The following is a 24,391-nucleotide window of genomic DNA, read 5'->3' as shown; positions in this document are numbered from 1 at the left end:
GCGGGAAGGCTCAGCGGCGCAGCCCCAGCAGGTCGCGCGCGATCACCCAGCGATGCACCTCGCTGGGCCCCTCGTAGATGCGCATCAGCCGCACGTCGTTGGCCATCTGCTGCAGCGGCAGCTCCTTGGTCATGCCCATCGCGCCGAAGGTCTGCATCGCCTGGTCGACGATGTCCCAGGCCATCTCGGTGGCGTACAGCTTGATCATCGAGATCTGGACCCGGGCCTGGTCGCCACGGTCGATGCGTGCCGCCGCTTCGTAGGTCATCAGTCGGCAGGCGTGGATCCGCGTGGCTGCGTCCGCCACCCACCACTGGATCGCCTGGCGTTCCGACAGCGGCGCGCCGAAGGTCGAGCGCTGCGGCGCGTACTCGCAGATCATGTCCAGCGCGCGCTGGGCGATGCCGGTGCACCAGGCGGCCATCTGCACGCGGCGGCTCGACAGCCGCGCCTGCATCGGGGCGAAACCGTTGCCCTCGTCGCCGAGCAGCTGTCCCGCCAGCAGGCGGCAGTCCTCGAGCACCACCTCGTAGGTGGAGTGGCCGCCCAGCATCGGGATCTTGCGCACCACCTCGAAGCCTGGGGTGTCGCGGTCGACGATGAAGGCCGAGATGCCGCCGCGGGCGCCCTTGGCCTTGTCGGTCACCGCCATCACGATGGTCCAGTCGGCAACGCCAGCGCGGGTCGACCAGATCTTGCGTCCGTCCAGCACCCAGTGGTCGCCGTCGCGCCGGGCGCGGGTGATCATTCCCGCGGGGTCGGCGCCGGCGCCGGGCTCGGAGATCGCGATCGCCGACGAGGTCTCCCCGCGCGCGTAGGGCTCCAGGTAGCGGGTGCGCTGATCGGGCGTGGCGGTGAGCATCAGCATCCGCAGGTTCGGCGAATCCGGCGGCAGGTCGTAGGGGGTGATCGTCCGGCCCATCTCCTCGTTGACCGCCACCATCGCGGTCAGCGGCAGGTCCGAACCGCCCATCTCCTCGGGCGCGTCGAGCCCCCAGAGCCCGAGTTCGCGCGATCGAGCGTCGAGCCTGCGCTCCTCGTCCGGCGTCAGGCCAAGGCCCTCGCCGGCAGCCTCGCGGGCCAGCACCGCCGGCTCCAGCGGCAGCAGCTCCTCGCGCACGAAGCGGGCGACCAGATCCTGGAGCATCCGGTGCTCCTGCGGCAGTTCGAAGTCCATCAGCGTTCCTCGTCGGATTGTCGGGGTGACCGGGGCCGGGCAATCGCCGCCCAGTCCTCGTCGGTCCATTGCAGGAGATCCTCGACGCCCGAGGTGCGCAGGTGCGCGCCGCCGTCGATGGCGACCATCTCGCCATTGACGTAGGCGGCGCGGTCCGACACCAGGTAGGCGGCAAGGTCGGCGATCTCGTCGTGGCGACCCACCCGGCCCAGCGGAACCCGCTCGGCCGGATCGGCGTGCGCGCGCCTGCCCGGCATCAGCTGGCCGGTGGCGCCGGGAGTGGGGAAGGCGCCCGGGGCGATCGCCACCAGGCGCACGCCCTTCGGCCCCCATTCGACGGCCAGGCTCTTCGTCATCGCGAGCACGCCGGACTTGGCGATCGACGAGGGCACCGTGAACGCGCGGCCGGTGATCGTCGAGGTCGACAGGATGCTGAGCACGACGCCGCCGTGGCCAGCGTCGATCCAGCGCCGGCCGGCGGCGAGCGTGCAGTACAGGGCGCCGTGCAGCGTGGGCGCCAGCACCGCGTCGACCGCGCGCAGGGACAGCCGTTCGGTGCGGGCGACGAAGCTCGCCGCCGCATTGTTCACCAGCACGTCGAGCGGGCCGCGCGCCCAGATGCGGTCCATCAGCGCCTCGACCGCGTCGCCGTCGCGCACGTCGCAGGCCTGCACCTCCACGTCCGCGCCCGTCCCGGCGCGCCAGCGGGAGGCGGACTCCTCGAGCACCTCGAGGCGCCGGCCGCAGACGACCACGCGCGCGCCCAGCCCGGCGAAGCGCCCGGCCATCGCAGCGCCGAGCCCGGTGCCGCCGCCGGTCACCAGGATGCGCTTTCCAGCAAGCAGTCCGGGGGCGAACATCAGCCGGCGGGCATGGTCGGGAACGATCGGGCGCAAATCACGGCGCAAATCACGGCGCAGATGAGGGCGCAGGTCACGGCGACAGGTCGGCGCCGGTCAGCCGGGCGATCTCGGCCTCGCCGTAGCCCAGCTCGCGCAGCACCTCCTCGCTGTGCTGGCCCACGGTGGGCACCGGCCGATGGATGCTCGCGGGCGTGGCCGAGAACAGGGTGCTGGGCCGGGTCTGCAGGATCGGCCCGACCACCGGATGCTCCACCTCCTCGAAGAACTCCACCGCCTTCAGGTGCGGATGCGAGGGCAGGTCCTCGAGCGCGTAGATCGGGGTGGCGGGGATGTCGAGCCGCTCGCACAGCTCCATCCACTGCGCGGTGGTGCGCTCCGGGGCGATCGCCGCCAGGTGCGCGTAGAGATCGTGGATCTGCGCGTTGCGCTCGTGCGCGTCCAGGTTTCGATAGCGGTCGCCCAGGTCGCTGCGCCCGGCGCCGTCGAAGAAATCCGCCCAGTGGCGCGCCGTGTAGGGCAGCAGCGTGATGTAGCCGTCCTTCGTGCGCGCGGGCTTGCGGCCGCCGTGCAGGATGCGGTGGTAGCCGGCCGCGCCTTCCGGCGGCCGGAAGGTCATTCCGCCCATGTGCTCGACCAGCGTGAACGCGGTCATCGTCTCGAGCATCGGCACCTCGACCTGCTGGCCCTCGCCGGTGCGCTCGCGGTGGAGCAGGGCGGCCAGCACCGCGTTGACCAGCGCCAGGCCCACGGTCTTGTCGGCGATCAGCGTCGGCATGTAGTCCGGCGTGCCGTCGACTCCGGAGCTGACGCCGACCAGCCCGCAGCCGGCCTGGATGATGTCGTCGAAGGCCGGCTTGTCCTTGTGCGGGCCGCCCTGGCCGAAGCCGGTGGCCACGCAGTAGACGATGCGCGGGTTCATCGCCCGCACCGCCTCGTAGCCGAAGCCCAGGCGCTCGATCGCCGCCACGCGCATGTTGTGCACCAGCACGTCGGCGCTGGCGACCAGCCGGCGCAGCGCCTCCACGCCCTCGGCGGTCTTCAAGTCGATCGCCAGCGAGCGCTTGTTCCGGTTGGCGCCCATGAAGATCGAGCCCATCCCGCGAGTGCGCGAGGTGCCGCCGGAGCGCACCATGTCGCCTTCCGGGCCCTCCACCTTGATCACGTCGGCGCCGAAGTCGCCCAGCACCTGGGTGGCCAGCGGCCCCAGCACCACCGCAGTCATGTCCACCACGCGAAAGCCCGCCAGCGGCCCGGTCGGTTTCACTGCAGCGGAGCTCGTCGTCCTGTCCGTCATCGTCTCATCGTCCCTTGAAATCGGGTGCTCGGCGCTCGGCCATCGCGGCCACGCCTTCGCGAAAATCGTCGGTTGCGAAATGCAGCTGCTGCTCGGCAGCCTCGTGCTCGGTGGCGGCCTGCACCTCGTCGGCCAGCCTGCCGCGCAGGGTCTTGCGGGTGGATGCCACCGCGATCGGTGCGGAGATCGCGATCTCCTCGGCCAGCGCAATGGCGCGCTCGCGCACCGCGCCCAGCCGCACCGACTCCTCGGCCAGGCCGATCGCCGCTGCCTCGTCGCCGTCGATGCGCCGCCCCGTGTAGAGCAGCAGCGCCGCCCTCTGGGCGCCGACCAGCCGCGGCAGGGTCACGCTCAGGCCGAAGCCCGGGTGGAGGCCCAGCCGGTTGAAGTTGGCGCTGAAGCGCGCCTCGGGGCAGGTGATGCGGAAATCCGCCACCAGCGCCAGCCCAAGCCCGCCGCCGATCGCCGGCCCCTGCACCGCGGCCACCACCGGCTTGCCCGTGCGGAACAGGCGCACCGCATGCGCGTAGAGCGGGGCCACACTGTTGTCGGCGCCTGGCGCGCCGGGGCCGCCGCTGGCGAAGTCTCCGCCCGCACAGAAGGACCTGCCCTGCGCAGCCAGCACGATGGCGCGGCAACGGGGGTCGGCATCCAGCCGCTCGAAGGCATCGACCAGCCCGGAGATCATTCCGAAGTCGAGGAAGTTGTGCGGCGGCCTGCGCATCTCCACCACCGCGACGTGCCCGTCGAGCGCGACGTGGACGTCCGCGGACTCGATCTTCTGCTTCATCGAATGCCCCCTGGTCTCCGGATCGGATCACGATATCACTGGCATCGATCGCGGACCGCTGCGCCGGGGCGGCCACGGTCCGACTTCCGCGAAGCGGGTATAAAGCGGTCTTGAGCCGCCGCCGGCGGCGCTGCAAACGGACCCCGCCGGCCGCGCGCCGGCCCCGCGCTCCAAGGAACCGCCCCGAGATGATTCCACTGTCCGTCCTCGACCTCGTCCCGGTGCGACGCGGCGACACGCCCGCCGATGCGCTGCGCAACACGCTGGACCTGGCCCGCCACGCCGAGGCCCACGGCTATCGCCGCTACTGGATGGCCGAGCATCACAACATGACCGGCATCGCCAGCGCCGCCACCTCGGTCGTCATCGGCTATGTCGCCGGGGGCACGAAGACCATCCGCGTGGGCGCCGGCGGCATCATGCTGCCCAATCATTCCCCGCTGGTGATCGCCGAGCAGTTCGGCACGCTGGAGTCGCTGTACCCGGGGCGCATCGACCTCGGGCTTGGCCGCGCGCCCGGCACCGATCAGCTCACGCTGCAGGCACTGCGCCGCGACTACGCCAGCGCCGAGCGCTTTCCCGACGACGTGATGGAGCTGCAGGCGCTGTTCGCACCGGTGCAGCCGGGCCAGAAGATCCGCGCAGTGCCCGGCGCCGGGCTAGAGGTGCCGCTCTGGATCCTGGGCTCGAGTCTGTTCGGCGCGCAGCTCGCGGCCGCCTTCGGGCTGCCGTATGCGTTCGCTTCGCATTTCGCGCCCGAGGCGCTCGAGCATGCGATCCAGATCTACCGCAACCGCTTCAAGCCGTCCGCCCAGCTGGACAAGCCCAATTCGATGGCCGGCATCAACGTCGTCTGTGCCGACACCGACGGCGAGGCGAAGCGGCTATTCACCTCGCTGCAGCAGCAGTTCACCAACATGATCCGCAACACCCGCGGGCAGATGCAGCCGCCGATCGACGACATTGAGAGCTACTGGACGCCGGCCGAGAAGATGCAGGCGATGCGGATGCTGGCCTGCTCCTTCGTGGGTTCCCCGCAGACGGTGCGCCGCGAGCTCGAGGCCTTTGTCGCGCGCACCGGCGTCGACGAGCTGATGGTGAGCGGCCCGATCTTCGACCACGAAGCGCGCAAGCGTTCCTTCGAACTGCTCGCGCAGGCGATGCGCTGAAGGGTGCGGCCGGTCAGCGCTGCAGCGCGCGGGACACCGACAGCCCGGCGCTCCAGTTGCGGCCCGGCGCGGGTTCGAAGAAGCGCCCGTTGGCCTCGTTGACGATCACCGAGCCCGCGTAGCGCCGGTCCAGCGCGTTGTCCACCCGCGCGAAGCCGCGCAACTCCCACGGGCCGGTGCGCACCAGGTAACCGGCCCAGGCGTCGAGCGCAGCGTAGGCCCGCGCGTGGTCCGAGTTCCGGTCGTCCACCTGCGCCCGGCCGATGCGGCGCGCCTCGACCCCGGCCTGCCATCCCTGCGGCGGCATCCAGGCCAGCGCCGCGAAGATCGTGTCCCGCGGCACCCCGGGCAGGGTCGCGCCGGACTGCGAAGCGCAGGGCGGCGCTGCGCAAGCGGGGCTGCCGCCTGCGAAACGTGCGTCCAGCCGGCCCAGCGCCACCCGGGCCGACAGGCCGCCAGGCCATTCGCGGCTCCAGCCCAGCTCGTAACCGCTGCGCTCGGTGGCGCCCGCGTTGCGAAAGCTCGCCCGCCCGCCGACGTTGGCTGCGGTGACGATCTCGTCGCGGGTGCGCGTGCGGAACACCGCCGCCTCGATGCGACCGAGCCCGCCCGCCCGCGCCTTGATGCCGAGCTCGACGCTAGCGCTGCGCGCCGGGCGCAGTTCGAGGTTGAGCCCCGCCGCGCCGTCCGGGCGGTAGGAGATCTCGTTGACCGTCGGCACCTCGTAGCCGCGTGCGGCTGCGGCGTAGAGGCGCAGTCCGTCGGAGACCCGATAGACCAGGCCTGCGGAGGGCAGGGTGGTGTCGTGCCGGAGCGCGCCGCTGTCGTCGCCACTGTCGCCCCCGCTACCCGGCACGAGGTAACGGTCGTCGGACCCCATCCGCACGGTGCTGCGCCGCAGCCCCAAGTCCAGCGACCAGCGCGCCGCGAAACTCCACGACATCTGCAGGTAGCGGTCGAACGCCGTCACCCGGTTCGTCTCGTCCCGCCGCAGCGCGCCGCGCACGCCCAGCGCCTCGCCGGCGAAGTTCTCATGGCCGCGGCGGCGCTCCGCGAGGCCGTCGTAGCCCAGCCCCGCCACCACCGTGAGCGGCCGCGGTCCGTCGATCGCGCGCCAGCTCCAGCGCGCATCGAGGCCGCCGTAATCACGCACCAGGTCGATCATTCCGCCCGCGCTGGTCGGCGCGCGCTGGGCAGCCACCGGCAGCGCCAGGTACTGCTGCGTATGGCGCCACCCGCCGTAGGCCATCACCCTGAACGTCTGGCGATCGTCCAGGCGCCGCTCGTGCACCAGGCCGGCCTGTTCCTGAGCCACCGACTTGCGCGGGTCGAAGGAGAAGGCCGCCGGCACCGCGCTGCGCGGCTCCGATTCGAAGCGCTCGCGCGGCAGCCCCAGCGGATCGCGCGCCTGCAGCCGCAGCCCGTTGGCCACCAGTGTCCACCGCGAGCCGGCGTCCTCGCCGAAGTCCAGGCGCGCGTTCGACTGGCTGCGCGACCAGTCGCTGTGCGCGCGGTAGCCATCGCCCTGGTCGCGGCCCAGCCCGAGCATGTGGCGCACCCCGGCGGTTTCGCCCGCCAGGCGCAGGCCCGCGCCGAGCGCGCCATAGCTGCCGGCGGAGAGATCGAAGGACAGGCGCGGCGGCCCTTCCCCCTGCGCAGTGAAGATCTGGATCACGCCGCCCGACGAATTGCCGTGCAGCGCGGAGAAGGGGCCCCGCAGCACCTCGATGCGATCGGCCGACGACAGGTCCGCATGCGACACCTGCCCCTGGCCGTCCGGCATGGTCGCCGGGATGCCGTCGACGTAGACGCGCAGCCCGCGGATGCCGAACGCGGAGCGCGCGCCGAAGCCGCGGATCGACAGCTGAACGTCCTGCGCCTGGTTCTGCCGGTCGCGCGCGAGCACTCCGGCCGCGCCGCCGAGCGCCTGCGCGGCCCCCGGGCGCATGCGGCCCGCGGCGAACTGCGCGGGGCCGAGCGCCTCGATCGAGGCCGGCACCTCGAAGGGCGCGGTCTCGATGTAGGTCGACGTCACCGTCACGGCATCCATCGCGCAACCCTAACCCGGATCGGCGCTATGCTCCCCGCCTTCGACAGGAACTCGCCGGGACGTGAACCAGCAAACGCAGACAGGGCGGGGATGGCCGGGCTTGCGCCGGGCGCCCGCGCACATCGTCAACGGGATCGTCGTGTCGATCGGCGTGGGCCTCGCGCACGGCCTGTTCGGCGCGTTCGCGGGACGGCATGCCGCGCAGATGGCCATCGTCGGCGCGGTCTGCGCAAGCCTCGCCGACCTGCCGAACACCGTCGACCGCACCTGGAACCGGGTGCTCGCCGCGGGCCTGCTCGGCTCGATCTGCGCGGCGATGGTGATGCTGCTGGAGCCGCATCCTTTTGCGCTGGCAGCCGGGATCGCAGGCATCGCCTTCGTCGGGCTCATGGCCATGGCCTGGGGCCCACGCGCCGGCCCCATCTCCTTCGCCCCGGTGCTCGCCCTGGTGTTCGCGATGGGCATGCCGCCGGAAGCACGCAGTTCCGCGGCGGCCACCGCGGGCTTCGCGCTGGGCGGCGCGCTGCTCTACCTGGCGTGGTCGGCGATCGCCTCCACGATGCTGCAGCCCCTCTACCGCAGACGCGCGCTCTCCGAAGCCCTGGGCGCGACCGCACACCTGCTGCGCGCGCGCGCCGCCATGCTGCGCGGGGAGGGGAGCGACGAGATCGGGGCGTCCGCGCTGCGCGCGCTGGTCGCCGACGAGGCCGTGCTCGCCGAGCGGCTGCAGCTGGCGCGCGACCTGCTGTTTCCGGCCCCGGACACCGCTCGAAACCGGGGCGAGACCGCGATGCTGCTGCATGCGATCGACCTTCGCGACGTGCTGCTGGCCAGCCGCCTGGATCTCGACCGGCTGGGCTCGGATGCGGTCGCGCTGGCCCTGAGGGCGCGGGTGGCCGATGCCCTCGGCGCGATGGCGGACAGGCTCGACGCCACCGCCCACCTGCTTGGCGGCGCGCCGCGACCGCAAGCGGTGCCACCGGGCGAATGGACGCCGGAGCGGCACTTCGCGGGCATCGGCATCCCCGCAGCGGATCCGCGCGGCCGGCTGGTGCCAGCGCTGGTCGAGCGGCTGGGCCACCTGCACGAGGACGTCGTCGCGATCGATGCCCTGCAGCGCGGCGCCGAGGCTCGGCTGCCGGTCGCGCGCGAGGCGCTGCGCGCCTTCGTCGCCCCGGAAGGCTGGCCGATAGCCACGCTGCGCGAGCACCTCGCCCCGCGCTCGCCGGTGATGCGGCACGCGATCCGCACCGGGCTGGCGCTCGGCAGCGCCTACCTGCTCGCGCTCGCGCTGCCCTGGGCGGCCCACCCGCAGTGGCTGGTGCTCGGGGTCGCAGTGGTGCTGCGCGGCAGCCTGGACCAGACCCTGGCGCGCCGCCGGCCGCGCCTGGTCGGCACCGTGATCGGCTGCCTGCTCGTCCTCGGCTTCGCCAACCTGCAGTCGCCCGCGCTGATGACTGCGATCTTCCTGGTCGCCACCGGAGTCGCACACGCGTTCGCGCTGCGCCGCTACCTGATCACCGCGGTGGCCGCCACCCTGATGGCGCTGCTGCAGGCGCACCTCGCCGACCCTGCCGCCGGCTTCGCGATCGCCGAGCGTCTGGCCGACACCGTGCTGGGCGCGGCGCTCGCCTGGGGCTTCAGCTTCGTGCTGCCGTCCTGGGAGCGCCGCAGCCTCGAGCCCGCGGTGCGGCGCGCGATGCAGGCGCTGCGCGAATACGCTGAGTGGGCGCTGTCGATCGAACTCGGCGCCAACGTGTCCCAGCGCCTCGCACGGCGCAAGGCCTACGACGCCCTGGGCGCGCTCGGCGCAGCGCTCCAGCGCAGCGCGGCCGAGCCGGAACGCGTGCGCCCGCCGGTGGACGAGCTGTCGGCCTTCCTCGACGGCGGCCAGCGCCTGATGGCCCATCTGTCCGCGGTGCGGCTGATGCTGGCCAGGCGCAGCGCGGTGCTTGAGAATCCGGAGGCGGCGGGTGCGCTGCGTGCGGCGCGGGCGGAACTCGCCAGGCTGCTGACCGAAGCAGGCGGCGCGCAGCCCCCTCTGCCGCAGTACGGACTCGCAGACCTGCCGCTCCAGCCTCCCGGACGCGACCTGCTGCCCTGGCTGCAACGCCGGCTTGGCGTTGCGATCGACGAAGCGCATGAGGTGCGCGGCGAGGCGCATCGGCTGCTCGCCCGGCTCGCCGCTGCAAACCCACAGGCAAAGGACTTCGCCAGATGACGCATTCCCGGATCACCATCCTGGGCGCCGGCTTCGCCGGCCTGTCCGCCGTTCGCGAGTTGCGCAAGCGCGACCGCGGCTGCGAGATCACGCTCGTCGCGCCGCGCGCGGAGCTGCACTACCTGCCGGGAATCATCTGGATTCCCAGCGGCCTGCGCACCCGCGAGGATCTCGTCATTCCGCTCGACAACTTCTTTCGCCGCACCGGCGTGCGCTTTCACCCCGCCGAGGTCGTCGGGCTGGAGCAGGGCGGCCGGCTGGTGAAGACCAGCGCCGGCGAACTGAGCAACGACGCGCTGGTGATCGCCACCGGCGGCCGCTTCCTCAAGAAGCTGCCCGGAATCGAGCATGCGATCACCCCCTGCGAGGGAATCGCCGCCGCCGAGCGCATCCGCGACCGGCTGCGCGAAATGACGGGCGGCAATATAGCCTTCGGATTCGCCGGCAACCCCAACGAGCCCAGCGCGATGCGCGGCGGGCCGATGTTCGAGTTCCTGTTCGGCATCGACGAGCAGCTGCGCAGGGAAGGGCGCCGCGACGCCTTCCGCCTCACCTTCTTCAGCCCCGCCGAGCAGCCCGGCAACCGCCTGGGCCCGAAGGCCGTCATCCATCTGCTGGGCGAAATGAAGCGCCGCGACATCCTCACCCATCTCGGCCACAAGCTGAAGAGCTTCGATGCCAGCCGCGTGCTCACCGAGGGCGGCGAAATTCCAGCCGAGATGATCGTCTTCATGCCCGGCATGACCGGCAACGCCTGGTTCGACGCCACCACGCTGCCGCGCTCGCCCGGCGGGCTGCTGCAGGCGGACGCCAACTGCCGGGTGCCGGGCTTCGAGCGGGTCTACGTCTGCGGCGACTCCGGCAGCTTCCCCGGCCCGGACTGGATGCCCAAGCAGGCCCACATGGCCGACCTGCAGGCCGCCGCCGCCGCCGCGAACCTGTTGGGCGACCTGCGCGGCGTGGCCTCGAACGAAACCTTCAAGGTGGAGCTGATGTGCATCGTCGATTCGATCGACAAGGGCACACTGGTCTGGCGCACGCCCGAGCGGAACGTGCTGCTGCCGTCGTCGCGGCTGTTCCACTGGGCCAAGCGGGGGTTCGAGAAGCAGTACCTGAGGAAGTACCGCTGATCAGGTCGCGACGTTCAGCCGTAAACTTCTGATTGCGCATAATGTATATTATGTCAACTCCTATCCATGGCTGAATCCGTGCACCGCCCCGATCAGTGGGAAGTCGTCACCGTGCGCGATGGGTTGCGGTGTTGGCCAGCCGTCGCCAGGCCTGCACGAAACGCACGGCGGCGCCATCCCTTCGTTACACTATCCGTTAATGTATCTGTTCAAGGAGCGTGTCATGGGTGTGCGTGCCCGCGACGTGGTGCCCATCAGCGAGGCCCGCGCCCGGCTGACTGAACTGGCCGAAGACGTCGTCGGACAAGGGACCGAAAAGCTGCTGACGAAGAACGGCGCCAGCTATGTGGCCCTGGTCGATGCCCGCAAACTCGACTACTACCACGCGCTCGAAGCAGAACATGCGGGCCTGGTGCTGGTCCAGGCTGCCCTCGAGGGGCTGGAGGATGTCGCGGCCGGCCGTGTCCTCGACGAAGACGAACTCGTTCGCGCCCTCGCCCCCGCCCCCGCCCCCGCCCCCGCCCCCGCCCCCGCCCCCGCCCCCGCCCCCGCCCCCGCCCCCGCCCCCGCCAAGCCTGCACCCGGCTCCCCCGACGAGGGCTGATTCGGCATGCCTTTGCCCGTCGATGCGAGCATCCAGGCAGCCGAGTCCTTCGTTCGGAACGTTCGGTCTGCGCGGGACTTCCTGCGGCAGCGGGACGAGGCCCGCGCCGACGCGCGCTATGCGGCGCTGCTGGTCCGGCTAAGGGAGGCTCGAGAACTGCTGCGCTGGAACCCCGCATCCGGCCGTCCAGCCCGTTTCCTCGAGGCTCGATCGGCCCAGGGTCAGTCGATGTCTGCGCGCGCCAGGGCGCTTGCCGCCGCGCACGGCGTGCCGGAGTTGCGCGAACTGGTGGTCAAGCCATACGTGCTGCTTTACGCACATGGCAACGATCGAGTCGTGCTGTTGGCCCTGAAGCACGAGAGCCAACTTCTTTTCCAGGTTTCCTGGCTTGTACCGCCGCTCGAATCGTCGGAACATGAATCGTGATCCGCATGCGTGCGATGAACACGCCAACTTGCCCAAGGAGGCAGCCATGACCAGCCCCGACAAGAAGCCCGCCGACAAGAAGGAAGACGTCCGCGACGACGACACGTCGCGTGACGAGCAGAAAAGCCACGGCAGCGAACAGCACCGCACCAAGAAGGACGGCCACACCACCGGCATCGGCAGCGGCCACGACAAACAGACGCCGCCGCACCCGCCCGGGGGGCGCTGAGCCCGCACCGCTTCGCACCGTGGTTGTCGGAACGCGCCCGCCCGCGGCGGCCGGCGCGCTGGCCTAGACTCGCCGGATCGTGAACACACACTTACCGGAGCCTGCCCGATGACCGCCTTCCCGCTGCCCAACGCCTCCCAGGACCTCACCGGCCAGGTCGCCTTAGTCACCGGGGCCTCCGCCGGCCTGGGCCGCCGCTTCTCGAAGGTGCTCGCCGCCGCCGGCGCCAAGGTGGCGATCGCTGCGCGCCGCCTCGACAAGCTGGAAGAGCTCGCCGCGGAGATCCGCGCCGCCGGCGGCGTCGCCGAGCCGTTCCAGCTCGACGTCACCGACGCCGACCAGCTGCTGGCCGTAGTGGGCAAGGTCGAGGAGAAACTCGGCACGCCGACCATCCTGGTCAACAACGCCGGCATCCCGGACGCACAGCGCGCGCACAAGATGCCGGTCGAGCTGATCGACCGTGTGCTCGACATCAACGTGCGCGCGCCATGGATCCTTTCCTGCGAGTTCGCGCGCCGGCTGATGGCCGCGGAGAAACCCGGACGCATCGTCAACCTCGCCTCGCGCGCCGCCTATGCATACAACGGCAACGGCGCAGCGCTCTATGCCACCACGAAGATGGCGGTTGTGCGCATGACCGAGACGCTGGCCGTGGAGTGGGCCCGCAACGGCATCAACGTCAACGCGATCGCGCCGGGCGCTTTCTCTTCGGAGATGATGGACGGGATGTTGGAGCGCGTCGGCGACATCACCAAGAACTTCCCGCGCCCGCGCCTGGGCGACCCGGCGCAGCTCGACAGCACCCTGCTCTTCCTGGTGTCGCCGGCTTCGGAGTTCGTCACCGGCACCTGCGTGCGGGTCGACGACGCCCAGGGCGGGCGCTGACGCCGCATCCGGAACTCCGGCGCGCCGGCATTGACGTAACTCAATGCCGGCGCACACATGCGTGCCGTACGGTCGGTGCATTGGACAACCGGCCGACGACATGAACTTCGATTTCTCCGAAGACCTGAACCTGCTGCGCGAACAGGCCCGGCGGTTCCTCAACGAGCGCTGCTCCCCTGCGGTGATGCGCGCGGTGTTCGAGGACGACCGCCCCACCGACCGGGCGCTCTGGAGCGAAGTGGCCGGACTCGGCTGGCTGGGCTGCTCCATCCCCGAGGAGCTGGGCGGCATCGGCCTCGGCCACGAGGCGCTGTGCGTGCTGGCCGAGGAGCTGGGCCGCGCCAACGCCCCCCTGCCCTTCGGCTCTTCGATCTTCCTCGCCACCGAGGCGATCCTGCGCTTCGGCAGCCCCGCGCAGCAGCAGGCATGGCTGCCGGCGATCGCACGCGGCGACGCGATCGGCAGCTTTGCGCTTGCGGAAGGCCCCGGCAACCCGCGCGCCGCGGGCATCGAGATGCGGCTCGAAAACGGCCGCCTGCACGGCGTCAAGTGGCCGGTGGCCGACGGCGCAGCCGCCGACTTCGCAGTGATCGCGGTGCGCGAACCCGACGGCGGCTTCGCCCTGGTCCGGGTGGAGCTCGGCGCGGACGGTGTGCGCCGCACGCCCCTGCAGACGCTGGACCCGTCGCGCCCGCAGGTGCGGATCGACTTCGACTGCGCCCGGGCCGAGCGGCTGGGCGACCGGGTGCTCGACTGGACCGAGGTGGAGCGCCTGCTGGACCGCGCAGCGGTGCTCACCGCCTTCGAGCAGATCGGCGGCGCGGCCGCCTGCCTGGACGCCGCCACCGCGTATGCCAAGGAGCGGCTGGCCTTCGGCAGGCCGATCGGCTCCTTCCAGGCGATCAAGCACAAGCTGGCCGACGTGTTCGTGGCGATCGAGCTTGCGCGCTCGAACGCCTACTACGGCGCCTGGGCGCTGGAGACCGACGCGCCGGAGCTCACCGCGGCGGCCGCCGCGGCCCGGCTCGCCGCCACGCAGGCCTTCAATCTCGCCTCCAAGGAGAGCATCCAGGTGCACGGCGGAATGGGCTTCACCTGGGAGATGGACTGCCACCTGTACCTGCGGCGCGCCAAGGTGCTGTCCGCGGCGCTGGGCAGTCCCGCTTACTGGAAGGAGCGACTGGTGCGCGACTTCGAGGCAAGGATCGCGCCGCGCCCTGCCCGCCCGCTGTCCGACGCCGCTGCCGCCGCCGAGGCGCAGCCCTGCGCCTGCGCGCTCGACGACGCGCAGCCGACTCTCGAAATCCCCGGCGCCCGCCGGCCTGCCGACACCGACCGGAGCCAGCGCCATGGACTTCAGTGACACCCCTCAGGAAGCAGCCTTCCGCGCCGAGGTGCGCGCCTTCCTCGAAGCCAACGCGAAGCGCCGGCCCCCGGGCGAGTTCTCGCAGCGTCCGCATCAGCTCGACGGCGCCGAGGTGCTGGCCGCCGCCAAGGCCTGGCAGGCGAAGAAGGCCGAAGCGGGCTTCGTCGGCATCACCTGGGACCCGAAGTACGGCGGACGCGGCGGCAGCCAGATCCAGCAGGTGATCTACCACCAGGAGGAGGCGCAGTTCGACGTGCCGCGCGGCTTCTGCGAGCGCAGCGTCGACATCTACCTGCCCACGCTGATCGCCTACGCCAGCCAGGCGCTGCTGGACCGCCATCTGCGCCCCGGCATGCGCGGCGAGGAAATCTGGTGCCAACTCTTCTCCGAGCCCGCCGCGGGCTCCGACCTGGCCGCGCTGCGGACCCGGGCGGAACGCGACGGCGACGACTGGATCGTCAACGGCCAGAAGGTCTGGACCTCGCGCGCGCACTTCTCCGACTACGGGCTGCTGGTCACCCGCACCGACCCGTCCGCGCCCAAGCACGCGGGGCTCACCTTCTTCTTCGTCGACATGCGCAGCCCCGGCATCGAACTGCGCCGCATCCGGCAGATTGGCGGCGCTTCGGATTTCAACGAGGTCTTCTTCAAGGACGTGCGCATCCCCGATGCGCAGCGCCTGGGCGAAATCAACGGCGGATGGAAGGTGGCCATGACCACGCTGCAGAACGAGCGGCTGGCCACCAGCGAGGTGCTCGGCCCCGACAGCGAGGATCTGTTCCTGATGGCCAGCCAGCTCGAGATCGACGGCGAGCCCGCGATCCGCAGCGCCGCGGTGCGCGAGAAGCTCGCCGACTGGCTGGTGCAGACCCAGGGACTGAAGTACACGCGCTTCCGGACGATGACCGCGCTGTCGCGCGGCAAGGCGCCCGGGCCCGAGGCGACCATCGGCAAGCTGGTCGGCGCCAGCAAGCTGCAGGACATCGCCTCCTTCGGCATCGACCTGCTGGGCCTGTCCGGCGCCGTGACGGACCATGAGCTGGCGCCGATGGACGCCTGGTTCCAGGAGGCGATGCTCTACGCGCCCGGCCGGCGCATCGCCGGCGGCACCGACGAGATCCTGCGCAACATCATCGCCGAGCGGGTGCTGGGGCTGCCGGGCGACGTCCGCGTAGACAAGGACGTGCCCTTCAACCGCATTCCGTCCGGCTGAGCGGCCAGAGCCGGCCCGAAGGCATACTTCGGCGCCGGCACCCGGCGGACCGTCCCGCGGCTTGATTTTGGAAGGCCGAGCCCCGATCTGGAGGACAGGTACGAGCGCCTGCAACATGCAGGCCGTACAGTCCGGGAATGCCCTCCCCCGGGCACCCCGACCCACTCCAGCGGTGAATCCCAGATGCAGACCCCCTCCAGATCCCTGAACCTCTCAGGCGCAAGCAACTTCCGCGACCTGGGCGGCTATGCCAACCAGCAGGGCCGCCGGCTGCGTTGGCGCCGCCTGTTCCGCTCCGACCACCTGGCCGGTCTCACCCCCGACGACCAGGCGGTGCTCGCGTCGATCGGGCTGTCGCGGGCGCTCGATTTCCGCGGCATCCAGGAAAGCCAGGCCACCGCCTACGCAATGCCCGGCGTCGCCCGCCACTCGCTGCCGATCGAGCCGACCGTGGTGCAGAACATCAACGCCATGCTGCAGGCCGGGCACACCCTGACCGCCCGCGACGCGGTCGGGCTGATGCAGCACACCTATCGCGCCTTCGTGCTCGACAACACCCCACGCTTCGCCGAGCTGTTCGCGCACCTGCTCGAGGAGGACGCGCCGCTGGTCTTCCACTGCACCGCCGGCAAGGACCGCACCGGCTTTGCGGCCGCGCTGATCCTGGAGTCCCTCGACGTGCCCCGCGATGTGGTGATGCACGACTACCTGCTCACCAACGAGCTCTACCGCCGCACCCACGCGCCGCAGACCGACACGCCCCAGGAGGTGCTCGACGTGCTCTGGCGTGTCCAGGAGGAATTCCTGGAGGCCGCGCTGCAGGAGGTGGAGCTTCGGCATGGCAGCGTCGACCGTTACCTCGAGGAGATCGGCGTGGGCAGGCGGGAGCGCGAGCGCCTCGCCGCGCTCTACCTGGACGACGCGCCCGGCTGAGCCGCAGCCGCCGGGCCGGCTTCCGGCCCGCTTCTGGCCGGTTCCCCGGCAGCTCCCCGGCAGCTGCCGGCGACTCCGTCGCTGCGCCGCCGGACACAGGCCGGAATGCGCGCGCCTGCGCGATTACTGAACACGGTCCGCAAAGCCAGCACCGGCGCGGCTTGCGCCCTCCTCCCCCGGGGTTTTCCACAGGCTTGCCCACCGGTCGCGTGGAAAACCGCCCCGTGCGGGAGGCGCTTGGGCACATGCGCGCGGTATCTTCCGGGTCCCGTACGCCGCAGCGCGGTATCTTCGAGATGTCCGGCGCAAGCGCCGCCCCCCGGAGCTTTCCCCATTGCGATTCATCCACGCCGCCGACCTGCACATCGACAGCCCGCTCCAGGGGCTCGATGGCTACGAGGGCGCGCCGGTCGAACGACTGCGCGGCGCCACGCGCCAGGCCCTGGTGGCCCTGGTGGACCTGGCGCTCGAGCGCACGGTCGACCTGGTCCTTCTGGCCGGCGACGTCTACGACGGCAATTGGGTCGACTTCCGCACCGGTCTCTTCTTCCGCGAGCAGATGCTGCGGCTCACCCGCGCGGGAACCCGGGTCTTCGTCGTCAAGGGCAACCACGACGCCGCCAGCCAGATCACCCGCCAGCTGCCGCCGATCGACGGCGTCCACGAATTCAGCTCCTCGCGCAGCGAGACGGTGGACCTGCCGGAGCTGGGGGTCGCGATCCACGGTCGCAGCTTTCCGAACCGGGCGGTTCCGGAGGACCTGGTGCCCTCCTACCCGGCGCCGGTACCGGGGCGCTTCAACATCGGCCTGCTGCACACCAGCCTGACCGGACGCGAGGGCCACGACCCCTACGCGCCGACCTCGGTCGACGCGCTGGCCGACAAGGGCTACGACTACTTCGCGCTGGGCCACGTGCATGCGCGTGAAGTGGTGCAGGAGTCGGCGCCGCGCATCGTCTTTCCCGGCAACCTGCAGGGACGCCATGCCCGCGAGACCGGGCCCAAGGGCTGCGAGCTGGTCACGGTCGAGGGCGCCACGCTGGTCTCGGCCGAATTCCTTGCGCTGGACGTCGTGCGTTGGCATCAGCTGCACCTCGACGCCAGCGCGCTCGACGGTCTGGACGCGCTGGCGCGCTGCTTCAGGACGCAGGCCGCGGCGCTTGCCGAGGGCACCCGCGACCGCCTGCATGCGCTGCGGGTGCTGCTGCATGGCGAGTCGCCGCTGCACCGCATCGAGGCCGGCCAGCCAGGCACGCTGGCCGCTGCCATCCAGGCCGCGGCGCTGGACCTGGACGACGCCGAAGTCTGGATCGAGGAAGTGCGACTGGACCTCAGGTCGCCGATGGATCGCGCGGCCGTCGCGGCGCGCACGGACGCGGTCGGCGAGGTCGTTCGGCTGGTCGACGCGCTCGCCAGCGACGAGGCGCAGCTGGCCGCCTGGTTCCGCGCAAGATTGTCGGAGCTCGGCACGCTGCCCGGCGCAATGGCCGGCGCGGACCCTGCCCAGCTCGACGCGGCGGCGATCCGCGCCCTGCTCGCTGATGCCGAGGCCACCGTGCTGGCCCGCCTGTCGGACACCCAGCCCGGGGGCGGCGCATGAGGCTGCTGCGCCTGCACCTGCTGGCCTTCAGCCCCTTCACCGGGCAGGTGCTCGATTTCGGCGCGGCCGCCCAGCGCCTCGTGCTGGTACATGGCCCGAACGAGGCAGGCAAGTCCTCGGCGCTGCGCGCAATGTCGGACCTGCGCTTCGGAATTCCGCAGCAGAGCCGGGACAACTTCGTCCATCCGCATCCGCAGATGCTGCTCGGCGGCGAGTTCGAGGACCGGGAGGGTCGCCGCCATTCGCTGCTGCGGCGCAAGGGCCGCAACGCCACCCTGCTGCTGGCCGACTTCGCACGCGCGGAACCCGCCGGAGATCCCGCCCCCCCGGAGCTGCAGGCGCTGCTCTCCTGCGGCCTCGGCCGCGACGAGCATGACCGCAGTTTCGCGCTGGACCACCAGCGCCTGCGCCAGGGCGGCGACGCGCTGCTGCGCGGCGAGGGCGAGATCGGCGCGGCGCTGTTCGAGGCCAGCGCTGGCGTGCGCAGCATCCCGCAGCTGCTCAAGCGCCTGGACGATTCCGCGCGGGCCTTCTTCATGCCTGGAGCGAGGGGCAGCAGCGGTCGCATCAACGTGGCGCTGAAGGCCTTCGATGAGCACCAGACCGCCTTCCGGGGCGCGCTGTTGCGGCCGGCCCGCTGGGCCGAGCTGTTCCGCGGCCACCAGGAGGCGGCCGCGGCCCTCGCCGAACTCGAGCGGCAGCGCGACGCGCTGCATGCGCGCCTGCTTCTGCTGGGCGAGCTGCGCGCGGTGTCCCCGCTGCTGCAGGGGGCAGACCAGGCAGCGCGCGCGCTGGAGGAGCTGCGCGAGGCGCACCTCCTCGACCCGGAGGCGCCGGAGCGCCGCGCCGCTGCCGAAGCCGGGCTGCTCGCCGCCCGCGAGGGCGCGGCCGCCGAGGCCGCCGAAGCGCAGCGCCTGCGCCAGCGGATCGAGGCGATCGTCCCGGACGCCGCCATCCTCGCGGTTGCCGGGGCGGTCAAGCGCCTGGTCGCCGCTTCCGAGGCAGCCGACCGCCACCGCGCGGAGCTGGCCGAGGCCGCCGCGCAGTGTGCGCAGGAACGCCTGCTGGTCTCGGCGCTTTCGACTCGGATCGATCCCCAGGCCGCGCCCGCCGACGTGCTGGGCCGCGTTCCGGCGCCGACGCAGCGGGCCGCCCTCGAGGCGGACCTGCGCGAGACCGAGCTCGCACGCCAGGCCTTCGAGCGGCATCGCGAGGCCGTGCGAAGCCGCGCCAGCGAGACCGCCGAGGCTGCCGCCCCTCCCCTGCCCGCGCAGCAGGCCTGCGCCGGGCTGCGCGCGGCCCAGGCCGAGCTCGCGCGCAACGACGCGGCGATGCGCCGACTCGCCGAGCTGCCGCCGCGCCTGCGCGCCGCCGAGCGCAGGCTGCGGACCTGTCTCGAGGACGCGGGCCTGGCCGACGAGACGGCGATGCTGCGCGCAACCCCGCTGCTCGATGCGAGGATCGACGCCGCGCTCGCCGGCCAGCGCCGCGACGCCACCCGCAGCGAGGAGCGGCGCCAGCGCATCGAACGAATCGAAGCCGCGCTGCTGGACGAAGCGGGCAACCGCGACCGGCTGCTCGACCAGGGCGCGGTGCCAACCCTCGACGACCTGGGCCGGGCGCGCACTGCGCGCGACGCCAGCTGGCTGGAGGTGCGCGCCGCCTACATCGACCGCGCCGATTCCCGGCCGGTGGCCGCATCCGCATCCGCATCCGCGCAGGTATCCTCGCCCTCGCTGCCGCAAGCCTACGAACGCGCGGTCGCCGAGGCGGATCGCGTCGCCGACGCCCTCGCAGCCGACCATGAGCGCGCCGGCCGTCTGCAGTCCGCGCTGAGGACGATCGCGTCCCTGCAGGTGGACCGCGACACGCTGCTTGCCGAGTTGAGCGACATCGCAGCCGCGGACGCCGCCCGCGATGCCGCCTGGCGGGCCGAGCTCGAGGCCGCGCGCCTGCCGTCGATGCCCCCGGCCGAGCTGCGCGAATGGCAGCTGCGCCTGGCCGCGGCACGCGCCGCCGCGGAGGAGTGGAATGCGCTGCGCGACGAGCTGGAGCACGCGCTGGCGCTCGAGCGACGTCTGGCTGCCACGCTGCACGGCGCAATCATCGCCACCGGGCTCGCTGCGCCGGCCGCGGACACCCAGCTCGGCACCCTTGCGGCGATCGCCGCGCAGGCCGACGAGGAAATCCGCCGCCGCGAGAAGCAGCTCGACACCGAAGCCGGCGCGCGCGTCCAGCGCGAACGCGAGCGGCAGCGGATGGCCCTCCAGGAGGCCGCGCTCGGCGAGGCGCTGGAGGCCGCGGAGCGGAGTCTGCGGCCCGGGCTGGCAACGCTGGGGCTGGCTCCCGAGGCCGGAACCCAAGTCGCACGGGCGCGGCTCGACGAACTCGACGAACTGGCCCGTGCCCAGCAGCGCATGCGCGCCGCCGAGGCGCGGCTGCAGCACGCAAGCGACGCGCTCGCCGTGCTCGATGCGGCAGCGGCGGCGATCGCCGCGGAGCTCGGCGACGCTGCGCCCGCGGACCTGAGGATCTACGCCGAGCGACTTACGGCGCGCCTGTCCGGCGCGGAATCGACAGCCGCTGCGCTCGCACTGGCCCGACAGTCGCTGGAGAAGGCGCTGGAATCGCAGGCCCGGCACGAGCGCGCGGCCGAGGCGCAGCGTGACCGGCTGGCCGCGCTGTGCGGCGCTGCCAGCGTGCAGTCGCCCGCCGAGCTGCCCGAGGCCGAGGAGCGTTCGCGCCGCCGTCGCGAGGCGCAGGTGCGGCTGGACTCCGCCTCGGTCCAGTTGGCGCAGGCCTCCCGGCGTGCACCCGAGCAGTTGCGTGCGCTGCTCGCCGACCTCGACAGCGCGGCCATCGACGCTGAAGAGGCAGCGTGCGGGCAACGCCAGCACCAGCTCGAGGAATCGCTGCGCGAAGCGCGCCGCGCCGAGGAAGCCGCGCGGCTTGCGCTGCAGGCGATCGACGGCGCCGACACCGCGGCGGCGGAGCGCGAGGCGATGGCGCGCGCCGAGGCGCGGGTGCGCGCCTCGATACCCGCCTGGGTCCGGTCGCGGCTCGCCCATGCGCTGCTTGCCGAGGCGCTCGGCCGCTTCCGCGACCGCGCGCAGGGACCGATGCTCGCGGCGGCCTCCGGCTACTTCGCGCGCATGACCGGCGGCGAGTTCACCCGTCTGGTCGGCGACGACAGCACCGAACCGCCGGTGCTGCTGGCCGAGCGGCGCGACGGCCGCAGGCTGCCCGTCGAGGGCATGAGCGAGGGCACGCGCGACCAGCTCTACCTTGCGTTGCGGCTGGCGGCGCTCGAGCTGCGCCGCGCCGCGCAGGTGGATCTGCCGCTGCTGCTCGACGACGTGCTGATGACCTCGGACGACCGGCGCGCAACGCTGATCCTGCAGGCGCTTGCGGACTTCGCGCGGGAGGGACAGGTCATCGTCTTCACCCATCATCGCCATCTGGTCGAGCTCGCCCGCTCGGCCCTGCCCGAAGATCGGCTCGCGGTCCTCGAGGTGCCCGCAGCCTCCACCCCGGTGACGCAATGACTCCGCCCGTCCGCGCACCCGCCCACGCGCTCGCGCCCACCTCGCCGCCTCCCGCCACGCCAGCCGTCAGCGCGCGGATTGCCGACCCCTCCATCCTCGACGTCGAGGCGGTGGCTTCGGCGCTCGGCGCGGACCCGAAGCGCGGACTGAGCGCGGCGCAGGCCGCCCAGCGCCTGTCGGTCGACGGGCCCAATGCGCTCCGACGCGCGCCGCCCGTCCCGGCCTGGCGCCGCCTGCTCGCGCAGTTCCAGGACCCTCTGGTCTACCTGCTGCTGGTCGCCGTGCTGATCTCGCTCGGCGCCTGGTGGCTCGAGGGCATGGACGGCTGGCCGCTGGACGCGGTCGTGATCGGCGCGATCCTGCTCGCCAACGGCCTGCTCGGCTACCTGCAGGAAGCCCGCGCGCAGGACGCGGTGGCCGCGCTGGCGCGGATGACCGCGGTGACCTCGTCGGTGGTCCGGGACGGCCAGCTGCTGCGCGTGCCGAGCGAGGAACTGGTCCGCGGCGACCTGCTGGTGCTCGCCGAGGGCGACGCCGTCGGCGCCGATGCCCGCCTGTTCGACGCGGCAGCGCTGCGCGTCAACGAAGCCTCGCTGACCGGCGAGAGCGAAGCGGTGCTGAAGTCCATCGAGACCCTGCCCGCGCCCGCCTCGATCGGCGACCGCCTCGACATGGTGTTCAAAGGCACTGCGATCGCCCAGGGCAGCGGGCGCGCGCTGGTCACCGCCACCGGCATGGACAGCGAGATGGGCGCAATCGCCGGCATGCTGGAGGCCACGGTCGAGGAGCGCACGCCCCTGCAGAAGGAGGTCCAGCGGATCGGCAGGATGCTGGGCATCGCGGTGATCGCGATCGCGGCGGTGGTCGTCGGCAGCATCGTCCTGATGACCGAATTGCGGACCCCCGCCGAGTGGGTCCAGGTGCTGCTGCTCGGGGTCTCGCTGGCGGTCGCCGCGGTGCCGGAGGGCCTGCCCGCCATCCTTTCAGTCGTTCTCGCGATCGGCGTGCAGCGCATGGCAGCCCGCAAGGCGATCGTCAAGAAGCTCTCCTCGGTCGAGACCCTGGGCTCGGCCTCGGTGATCGCCTCCGACAAGACCGGCACGCTGACCCGCTCCGAGATGACGATCGAGCGGATCGCCACCGCATCCGGCGAGAGTCACGTGAACGGCATCGGCTACGCGCCGCTCGGCAGCGTGGAGCACAAGGGCGAGGAACTGCGCGGCCCGCTGCGCGCCGAGCAGGTCGCGGTGCTCAGCGGCGGCTGTGTTGCGGGCAATGCCCAGCTGCGCCAGGAGGCCGACGGCCGCTGGGAGATCCAGGGCGACCCGACCGAGGCGGCCTTCCTCGTTGCCGAGCGCAAGCTCGGCGTCGAGGAGCACCGCCAGGCGCGCTTCGAACGCATCCGCGAAATTCCCTTTTCGTCCGAGCGCAAGATGATGTCGGCGATCGCGCTCGACCGCGAGCATGGCGGCGCGCCGGTACTTATCGCCAAGGGCGCCCCGGACGTGCTGCTCGGTCGCTGCACACGGGCCCGGGTCGGCGACGAGATCCTCGCGCTCGATGCGCCGATGCGCGCGCGCATCCTTGCGGATGTCGAGCGAATGACCGACGACGCGCTGCGCACGCTGTCGGTGGCCTACCGGCCCCTCGAACCCGGCGAGGAAATCGATGGCCAGGCCGACCTCGAGCAGGATCTCGTGTTCGTCGGCACCGTCGGGATGATCGACCCGCCCCGCACCGAGGCCGCACCGGCGATCGCCGAGGCGCACAAGGCCGGCATCCGCGTAATCATGATCACCGGCGATCATCCGGGCACCGCGGTGCGCATCGCCACCGACCTCGGCATCGTCGAGGCCGGCGCCGCGGTGCTCACCGGCAGCCAGATCGCCGCGCTCGACGATGCGGCCTTCGCCGAGGCGGTGCGCCGCACTTCCGTGTATGCGCGCGTGGCGCCCGAGCACAAGCTGCGCATCGTCGGCGCGCTGCAGGCTGACGGCAACGTGGTCGCGATGACCGGCGACGGCGTCAACGACGCCCCGGCGCTCAAGGCTGCCGACATCGGCGTGGCGATGGGCATCACCGGCACCGAGGTCAGCAAGGAGGCGGCCCGGATGATCCTGGCCGACGACAACTTCGCCACCATCGTCCACGCGGTCCGCGAAGGCCGCAGCATCCTCGACAACATCCGGAAGTTCCTGCGCTACCTGCTGTCGTCGAACATGGGCGAGGTGCTCACCGTGTTCCTGGGTGTGGTGCTGGCCGGCGTGATCGGCCTGGCCGGCCCCGGCGGCGCGATCGCCGCGCCGCTGCTCGCGACGCAGATCCTGTGGGTCAACCTGATCACCGACTCCGGCCCCGCGCTTGCGATGGGCGTCGATCCGGCGGTGGACGACGTGATGGCGCGCAAGCCCCGCCGAATCGACGAACGGGTGATCGACGCCCGGATGTGGTTCGGCGTGCTGGAGGTCGGCGCGGTGATGGCGGTGGTCACGCTGCTGACGATCGACCTGTACCTGCCGGGCGGACTGCTCGAGGGCACCGAAAGCCTGGACAACGCGCGCACCGCCGGCTTCACTGTGCTGGTGCTCGCACAGCTCTTCAACTGCCTGAACGCCCGCTCGGAGAACGCCAGCGGCTTCCGGGATCCGTTCGCGAACGGCTGGCTGTGGGCCGCCATCGCCCTCTCGGCCGTGCTGCAGGTTGCGGTGGTGAACCTCGGCTTTCTGAACGCCGCCTTCGGCACGGTTCCGCTCAGCCTCGAGCAGTGGGGCGTCTGCGTCGCAATGGCGAGCGTGGTGCTGTGGGCGACCGAGCTGCGCAAGCTGATCGCCCGCGCGCTCGACCGGAGGGGCGCGCGCGCGGGCCCCGCAGCGGCGCCCGGCGCCGGGGGCTGAAC

General features: G+C 72.1%; 18 protein-coding genes. 13 read left to right on the top strand and 5 right to left on the bottom strand.

The window, feature by feature from the left end; all coding sequences use genetic code 11:
* Positions 1-10 precede the first annotated feature (10 nt).
* The 4 genes from HNQ70_RS01940 to HNQ70_RS01925 all read right to left on the bottom strand — a co-directional run bounded on the left by HNQ70_RS01940 (position 11) and on the right by HNQ70_RS01925 (position 4,124).
* Positions 11-1,177, bottom strand: coding sequence for an acyl-CoA dehydrogenase family protein (locus HNQ70_RS01940; protein ID WP_183963737.1), 1,167 nt, complete (start codon positions 1,175-1,177; stop codon positions 11-13).
* The gene (locus HNQ70_RS01935; protein WP_183963736.1) at positions 1,177-2,037 is read right to left on the bottom strand and encodes an SDR family oxidoreductase; all 861 of its coding nucleotides are present in this window, start codon (positions 2,035-2,037) and stop codon (positions 1,177-1,179) included. Before HNQ70_RS01935 ends, HNQ70_RS01940 begins: the two co-directional genes overlap by 1 nt.
* A gap of 73 nt (positions 2,038-2,110) precedes the next feature.
* The gene (locus tag HNQ70_RS01930) at positions 2,111-3,334 is read right to left on the bottom strand and encodes a CaiB/BaiF CoA transferase family protein (RefSeq protein WP_183963734.1); all 1,224 of its coding nucleotides are present in this window, start codon (positions 3,332-3,334) and stop codon (positions 2,111-2,113) included.
* A 4-nt stretch (positions 3,335-3,338) separates the two neighbouring features.
* A complete protein-coding gene (locus HNQ70_RS01925) occupies positions 3,339-4,124 on the bottom strand; it encodes an enoyl-CoA hydratase/isomerase family protein (protein ID WP_183963732.1) in 786 nt (261 codons plus the stop codon).
* A 188-nt stretch (positions 4,125-4,312) separates the two neighbouring features.
* On the opposite strand from HNQ70_RS01925, the gene HNQ70_RS01920 reads away from it, so the two are divergent.
* On the top strand, positions 4,313-5,293 hold the full coding sequence (locus HNQ70_RS01920) for an LLM class flavin-dependent oxidoreductase (RefSeq protein ID WP_183963730.1): 981 nt from the start codon (positions 4,313-4,315) through the stop codon (positions 5,291-5,293).
* Positions 5,294-5,306: 13 nt separating this feature from the next.
* Here HNQ70_RS01920 and HNQ70_RS01915 read toward each other — a convergent pair whose 3' ends face one another.
* Positions 5,307-7,328, bottom strand: coding sequence for a TonB-dependent receptor family protein (locus HNQ70_RS01915; RefSeq protein ID WP_343060588.1), 2,022 nt, complete (start codon positions 7,326-7,328; stop codon positions 5,307-5,309).
* Positions 7,329-7,404: 76 nt separating this feature from the next.
* Between HNQ70_RS01915 and HNQ70_RS01910 the strand changes: the two genes are divergently transcribed.
* From HNQ70_RS01910 to HNQ70_RS01855, 12 genes are all read left to right on the top strand, one after another.
* The gene (locus HNQ70_RS01910; protein WP_183963726.1) at positions 7,405-9,564 is read left to right on the top strand and encodes an FUSC family membrane protein; all 2,160 of its coding nucleotides are present in this window, start codon (positions 7,405-7,407) and stop codon (positions 9,562-9,564) included.
* On the top strand, positions 9,561-10,694 hold the full coding sequence (locus HNQ70_RS01905; RefSeq protein WP_183963724.1) for an NAD(P)/FAD-dependent oxidoreductase: 1,134 nt from the start codon (positions 9,561-9,563) through the stop codon (positions 10,692-10,694). Before HNQ70_RS01910 ends, HNQ70_RS01905 begins: the two co-directional genes overlap by 4 nt.
* 223 nt (positions 10,695-10,917) lie before the next feature.
* Entirely contained in the window at positions 10,918-11,298 is a 381-nt protein-coding gene (locus tag HNQ70_RS01900) for a type II toxin-antitoxin system Phd/YefM family antitoxin (RefSeq protein ID WP_183964270.1), read from the top strand.
* A gap of 6 nt (positions 11,299-11,304) precedes the next feature.
* On the top strand, positions 11,305-11,724 hold the full coding sequence (locus tag HNQ70_RS01895) for a type II toxin-antitoxin system RelE/ParE family toxin (protein ID WP_183963722.1): 420 nt from the start codon (positions 11,305-11,307) through the stop codon (positions 11,722-11,724).
* Positions 11,725-11,770: 46 nt separating this feature from the next.
* The gene (locus HNQ70_RS01890; protein ID WP_183963720.1) at positions 11,771-11,953 is read left to right on the top strand and encodes a hypothetical protein; all 183 of its coding nucleotides are present in this window, start codon (positions 11,771-11,773) and stop codon (positions 11,951-11,953) included.
* 108 nt (positions 11,954-12,061) lie between these two features.
* Positions 12,062-12,838, top strand: a complete 777-nt coding sequence (locus tag HNQ70_RS01885; RefSeq protein ID WP_183963718.1) for an SDR family NAD(P)-dependent oxidoreductase — start codon at positions 12,062-12,064, stop codon at positions 12,836-12,838.
* A gap of 100 nt (positions 12,839-12,938) precedes the next feature.
* Positions 12,939-14,201 carry an acyl-CoA dehydrogenase family protein gene (locus HNQ70_RS01880; RefSeq protein WP_183963716.1) on the top strand — a complete coding sequence of 421 codons (1,263 nt, stop codon included), beginning with the start codon at positions 12,939-12,941 and terminating at the stop codon, positions 14,199-14,201.
* The gene (locus HNQ70_RS01875) at positions 14,188-15,417 is read left to right on the top strand and encodes an acyl-CoA dehydrogenase family protein (protein WP_183963714.1); all 1,230 of its coding nucleotides are present in this window, start codon (positions 14,188-14,190) and stop codon (positions 15,415-15,417) included. The genes HNQ70_RS01880 and HNQ70_RS01875 overlap by 14 nt, the downstream gene beginning before the upstream one ends.
* 183 nt (positions 15,418-15,600) lie before the next feature.
* The gene (locus HNQ70_RS01870) at positions 15,601-16,350 is read left to right on the top strand and encodes a tyrosine-protein phosphatase (RefSeq protein WP_183963712.1); all 750 of its coding nucleotides are present in this window, start codon (positions 15,601-15,603) and stop codon (positions 16,348-16,350) included.
* 334 nt (positions 16,351-16,684) lie between these two features.
* Entirely contained in the window at positions 16,685-17,950 is a 1,266-nt protein-coding gene (locus HNQ70_RS01865) for a metallophosphoesterase family protein (RefSeq protein ID WP_183963710.1), read from the top strand.
* Complete coding sequence (locus HNQ70_RS01860) at positions 17,947-21,495, top strand: ATP-binding protein (protein ID WP_183963708.1); 3,549 nt, start codon at positions 17,947-17,949, stop codon at positions 21,493-21,495. Before HNQ70_RS01865 ends, HNQ70_RS01860 begins: the two co-directional genes overlap by 4 nt.
* Positions 21,492-24,389 (top strand): cation-translocating P-type ATPase, encoded by a 2,898-nt coding sequence (locus tag HNQ70_RS01855; RefSeq protein ID WP_183963706.1) that lies wholly within the window; start codon positions 21,492-21,494, stop codon positions 24,387-24,389. Before HNQ70_RS01860 ends, HNQ70_RS01855 begins: the two co-directional genes overlap by 4 nt.
* Positions 24,390-24,391 lie beyond the last annotated feature (2 nt).

The organism is Quisquiliibacterium transsilvanicum (assembly GCF_014202215.1).
GTDB lineage: Bacteria > Pseudomonadota > Gammaproteobacteria > Burkholderiales > Burkholderiaceae_E > Quisquiliibacterium > Quisquiliibacterium transsilvanicum.
This window is presented reverse-complemented; position numbering and strand designations above follow the sequence as displayed.

What these genes read in the sequence shown, in the direction of transcription:
- HNQ70_RS01940 (WP_183963737.1), bottom strand. Translation starts at nt 1,177, where the DNA reads ATGGACTTCGAACTGCCGCAGGAGCACCGGATGCTCCAGGATCTGGTC.
- HNQ70_RS01935 (WP_183963736.1), bottom strand. Translation starts at nt 2,037, where the DNA reads ATGTTCGCCCCCGGACTGCTTGCTGGAAAGCGCATCCTGGTGACCGGC.
- HNQ70_RS01930 (WP_183963734.1), bottom strand. Translation starts at nt 3,334, where the DNA reads ATGACGGACAGGACGACGAGCTCCGCTGCAGTGAAACCGACCGGGCCG.
- HNQ70_RS01925 (WP_183963732.1), bottom strand. Translation starts at nt 4,124, where the DNA reads ATGAAGCAGAAGATCGAGTCCGCGGACGTCCACGTCGCGCTCGACGGG.
- HNQ70_RS01920 (WP_183963730.1), top strand. Translation starts at nt 4,313, where the DNA reads ATGATTCCACTGTCCGTCCTCGACCTCGTCCCGGTGCGACGCGGCGAC.
- HNQ70_RS01905 (WP_183963724.1), top strand. Translation starts at nt 9,561, where the DNA reads ATGACGCATTCCCGGATCACCATCCTGGGCGCCGGCTTCGCCGGCCTG.
- HNQ70_RS01900 (WP_183964270.1), top strand. Translation starts at nt 10,918, where the DNA reads ATGGGTGTGCGTGCCCGCGACGTGGTGCCCATCAGCGAGGCCCGCGCC.
- HNQ70_RS01895 (WP_183963722.1), top strand. Translation starts at nt 11,305, where the DNA reads ATGCCTTTGCCCGTCGATGCGAGCATCCAGGCAGCCGAGTCCTTCGTT.
- HNQ70_RS01890 (WP_183963720.1), top strand. Translation starts at nt 11,771, where the DNA reads ATGACCAGCCCCGACAAGAAGCCCGCCGACAAGAAGGAAGACGTCCGC.
- HNQ70_RS01885 (WP_183963718.1), top strand. Translation starts at nt 12,062, where the DNA reads ATGACCGCCTTCCCGCTGCCCAACGCCTCCCAGGACCTCACCGGCCAG.
- HNQ70_RS01880 (WP_183963716.1), top strand. Translation starts at nt 12,939, where the DNA reads ATGAACTTCGATTTCTCCGAAGACCTGAACCTGCTGCGCGAACAGGCC.
- HNQ70_RS01875 (WP_183963714.1), top strand. Translation starts at nt 14,188, where the DNA reads ATGGACTTCAGTGACACCCCTCAGGAAGCAGCCTTCCGCGCCGAGGTG.
- HNQ70_RS01870 (WP_183963712.1), top strand. Translation starts at nt 15,601, where the DNA reads ATGCAGACCCCCTCCAGATCCCTGAACCTCTCAGGCGCAAGCAACTTC.
- HNQ70_RS01860 (WP_183963708.1), top strand. Translation starts at nt 17,947, where the DNA reads ATGAGGCTGCTGCGCCTGCACCTGCTGGCCTTCAGCCCCTTCACCGGG.
- HNQ70_RS01855 (WP_183963706.1), top strand. Translation starts at nt 21,492, where the DNA reads ATGACTCCGCCCGTCCGCGCACCCGCCCACGCGCTCGCGCCCACCTCG.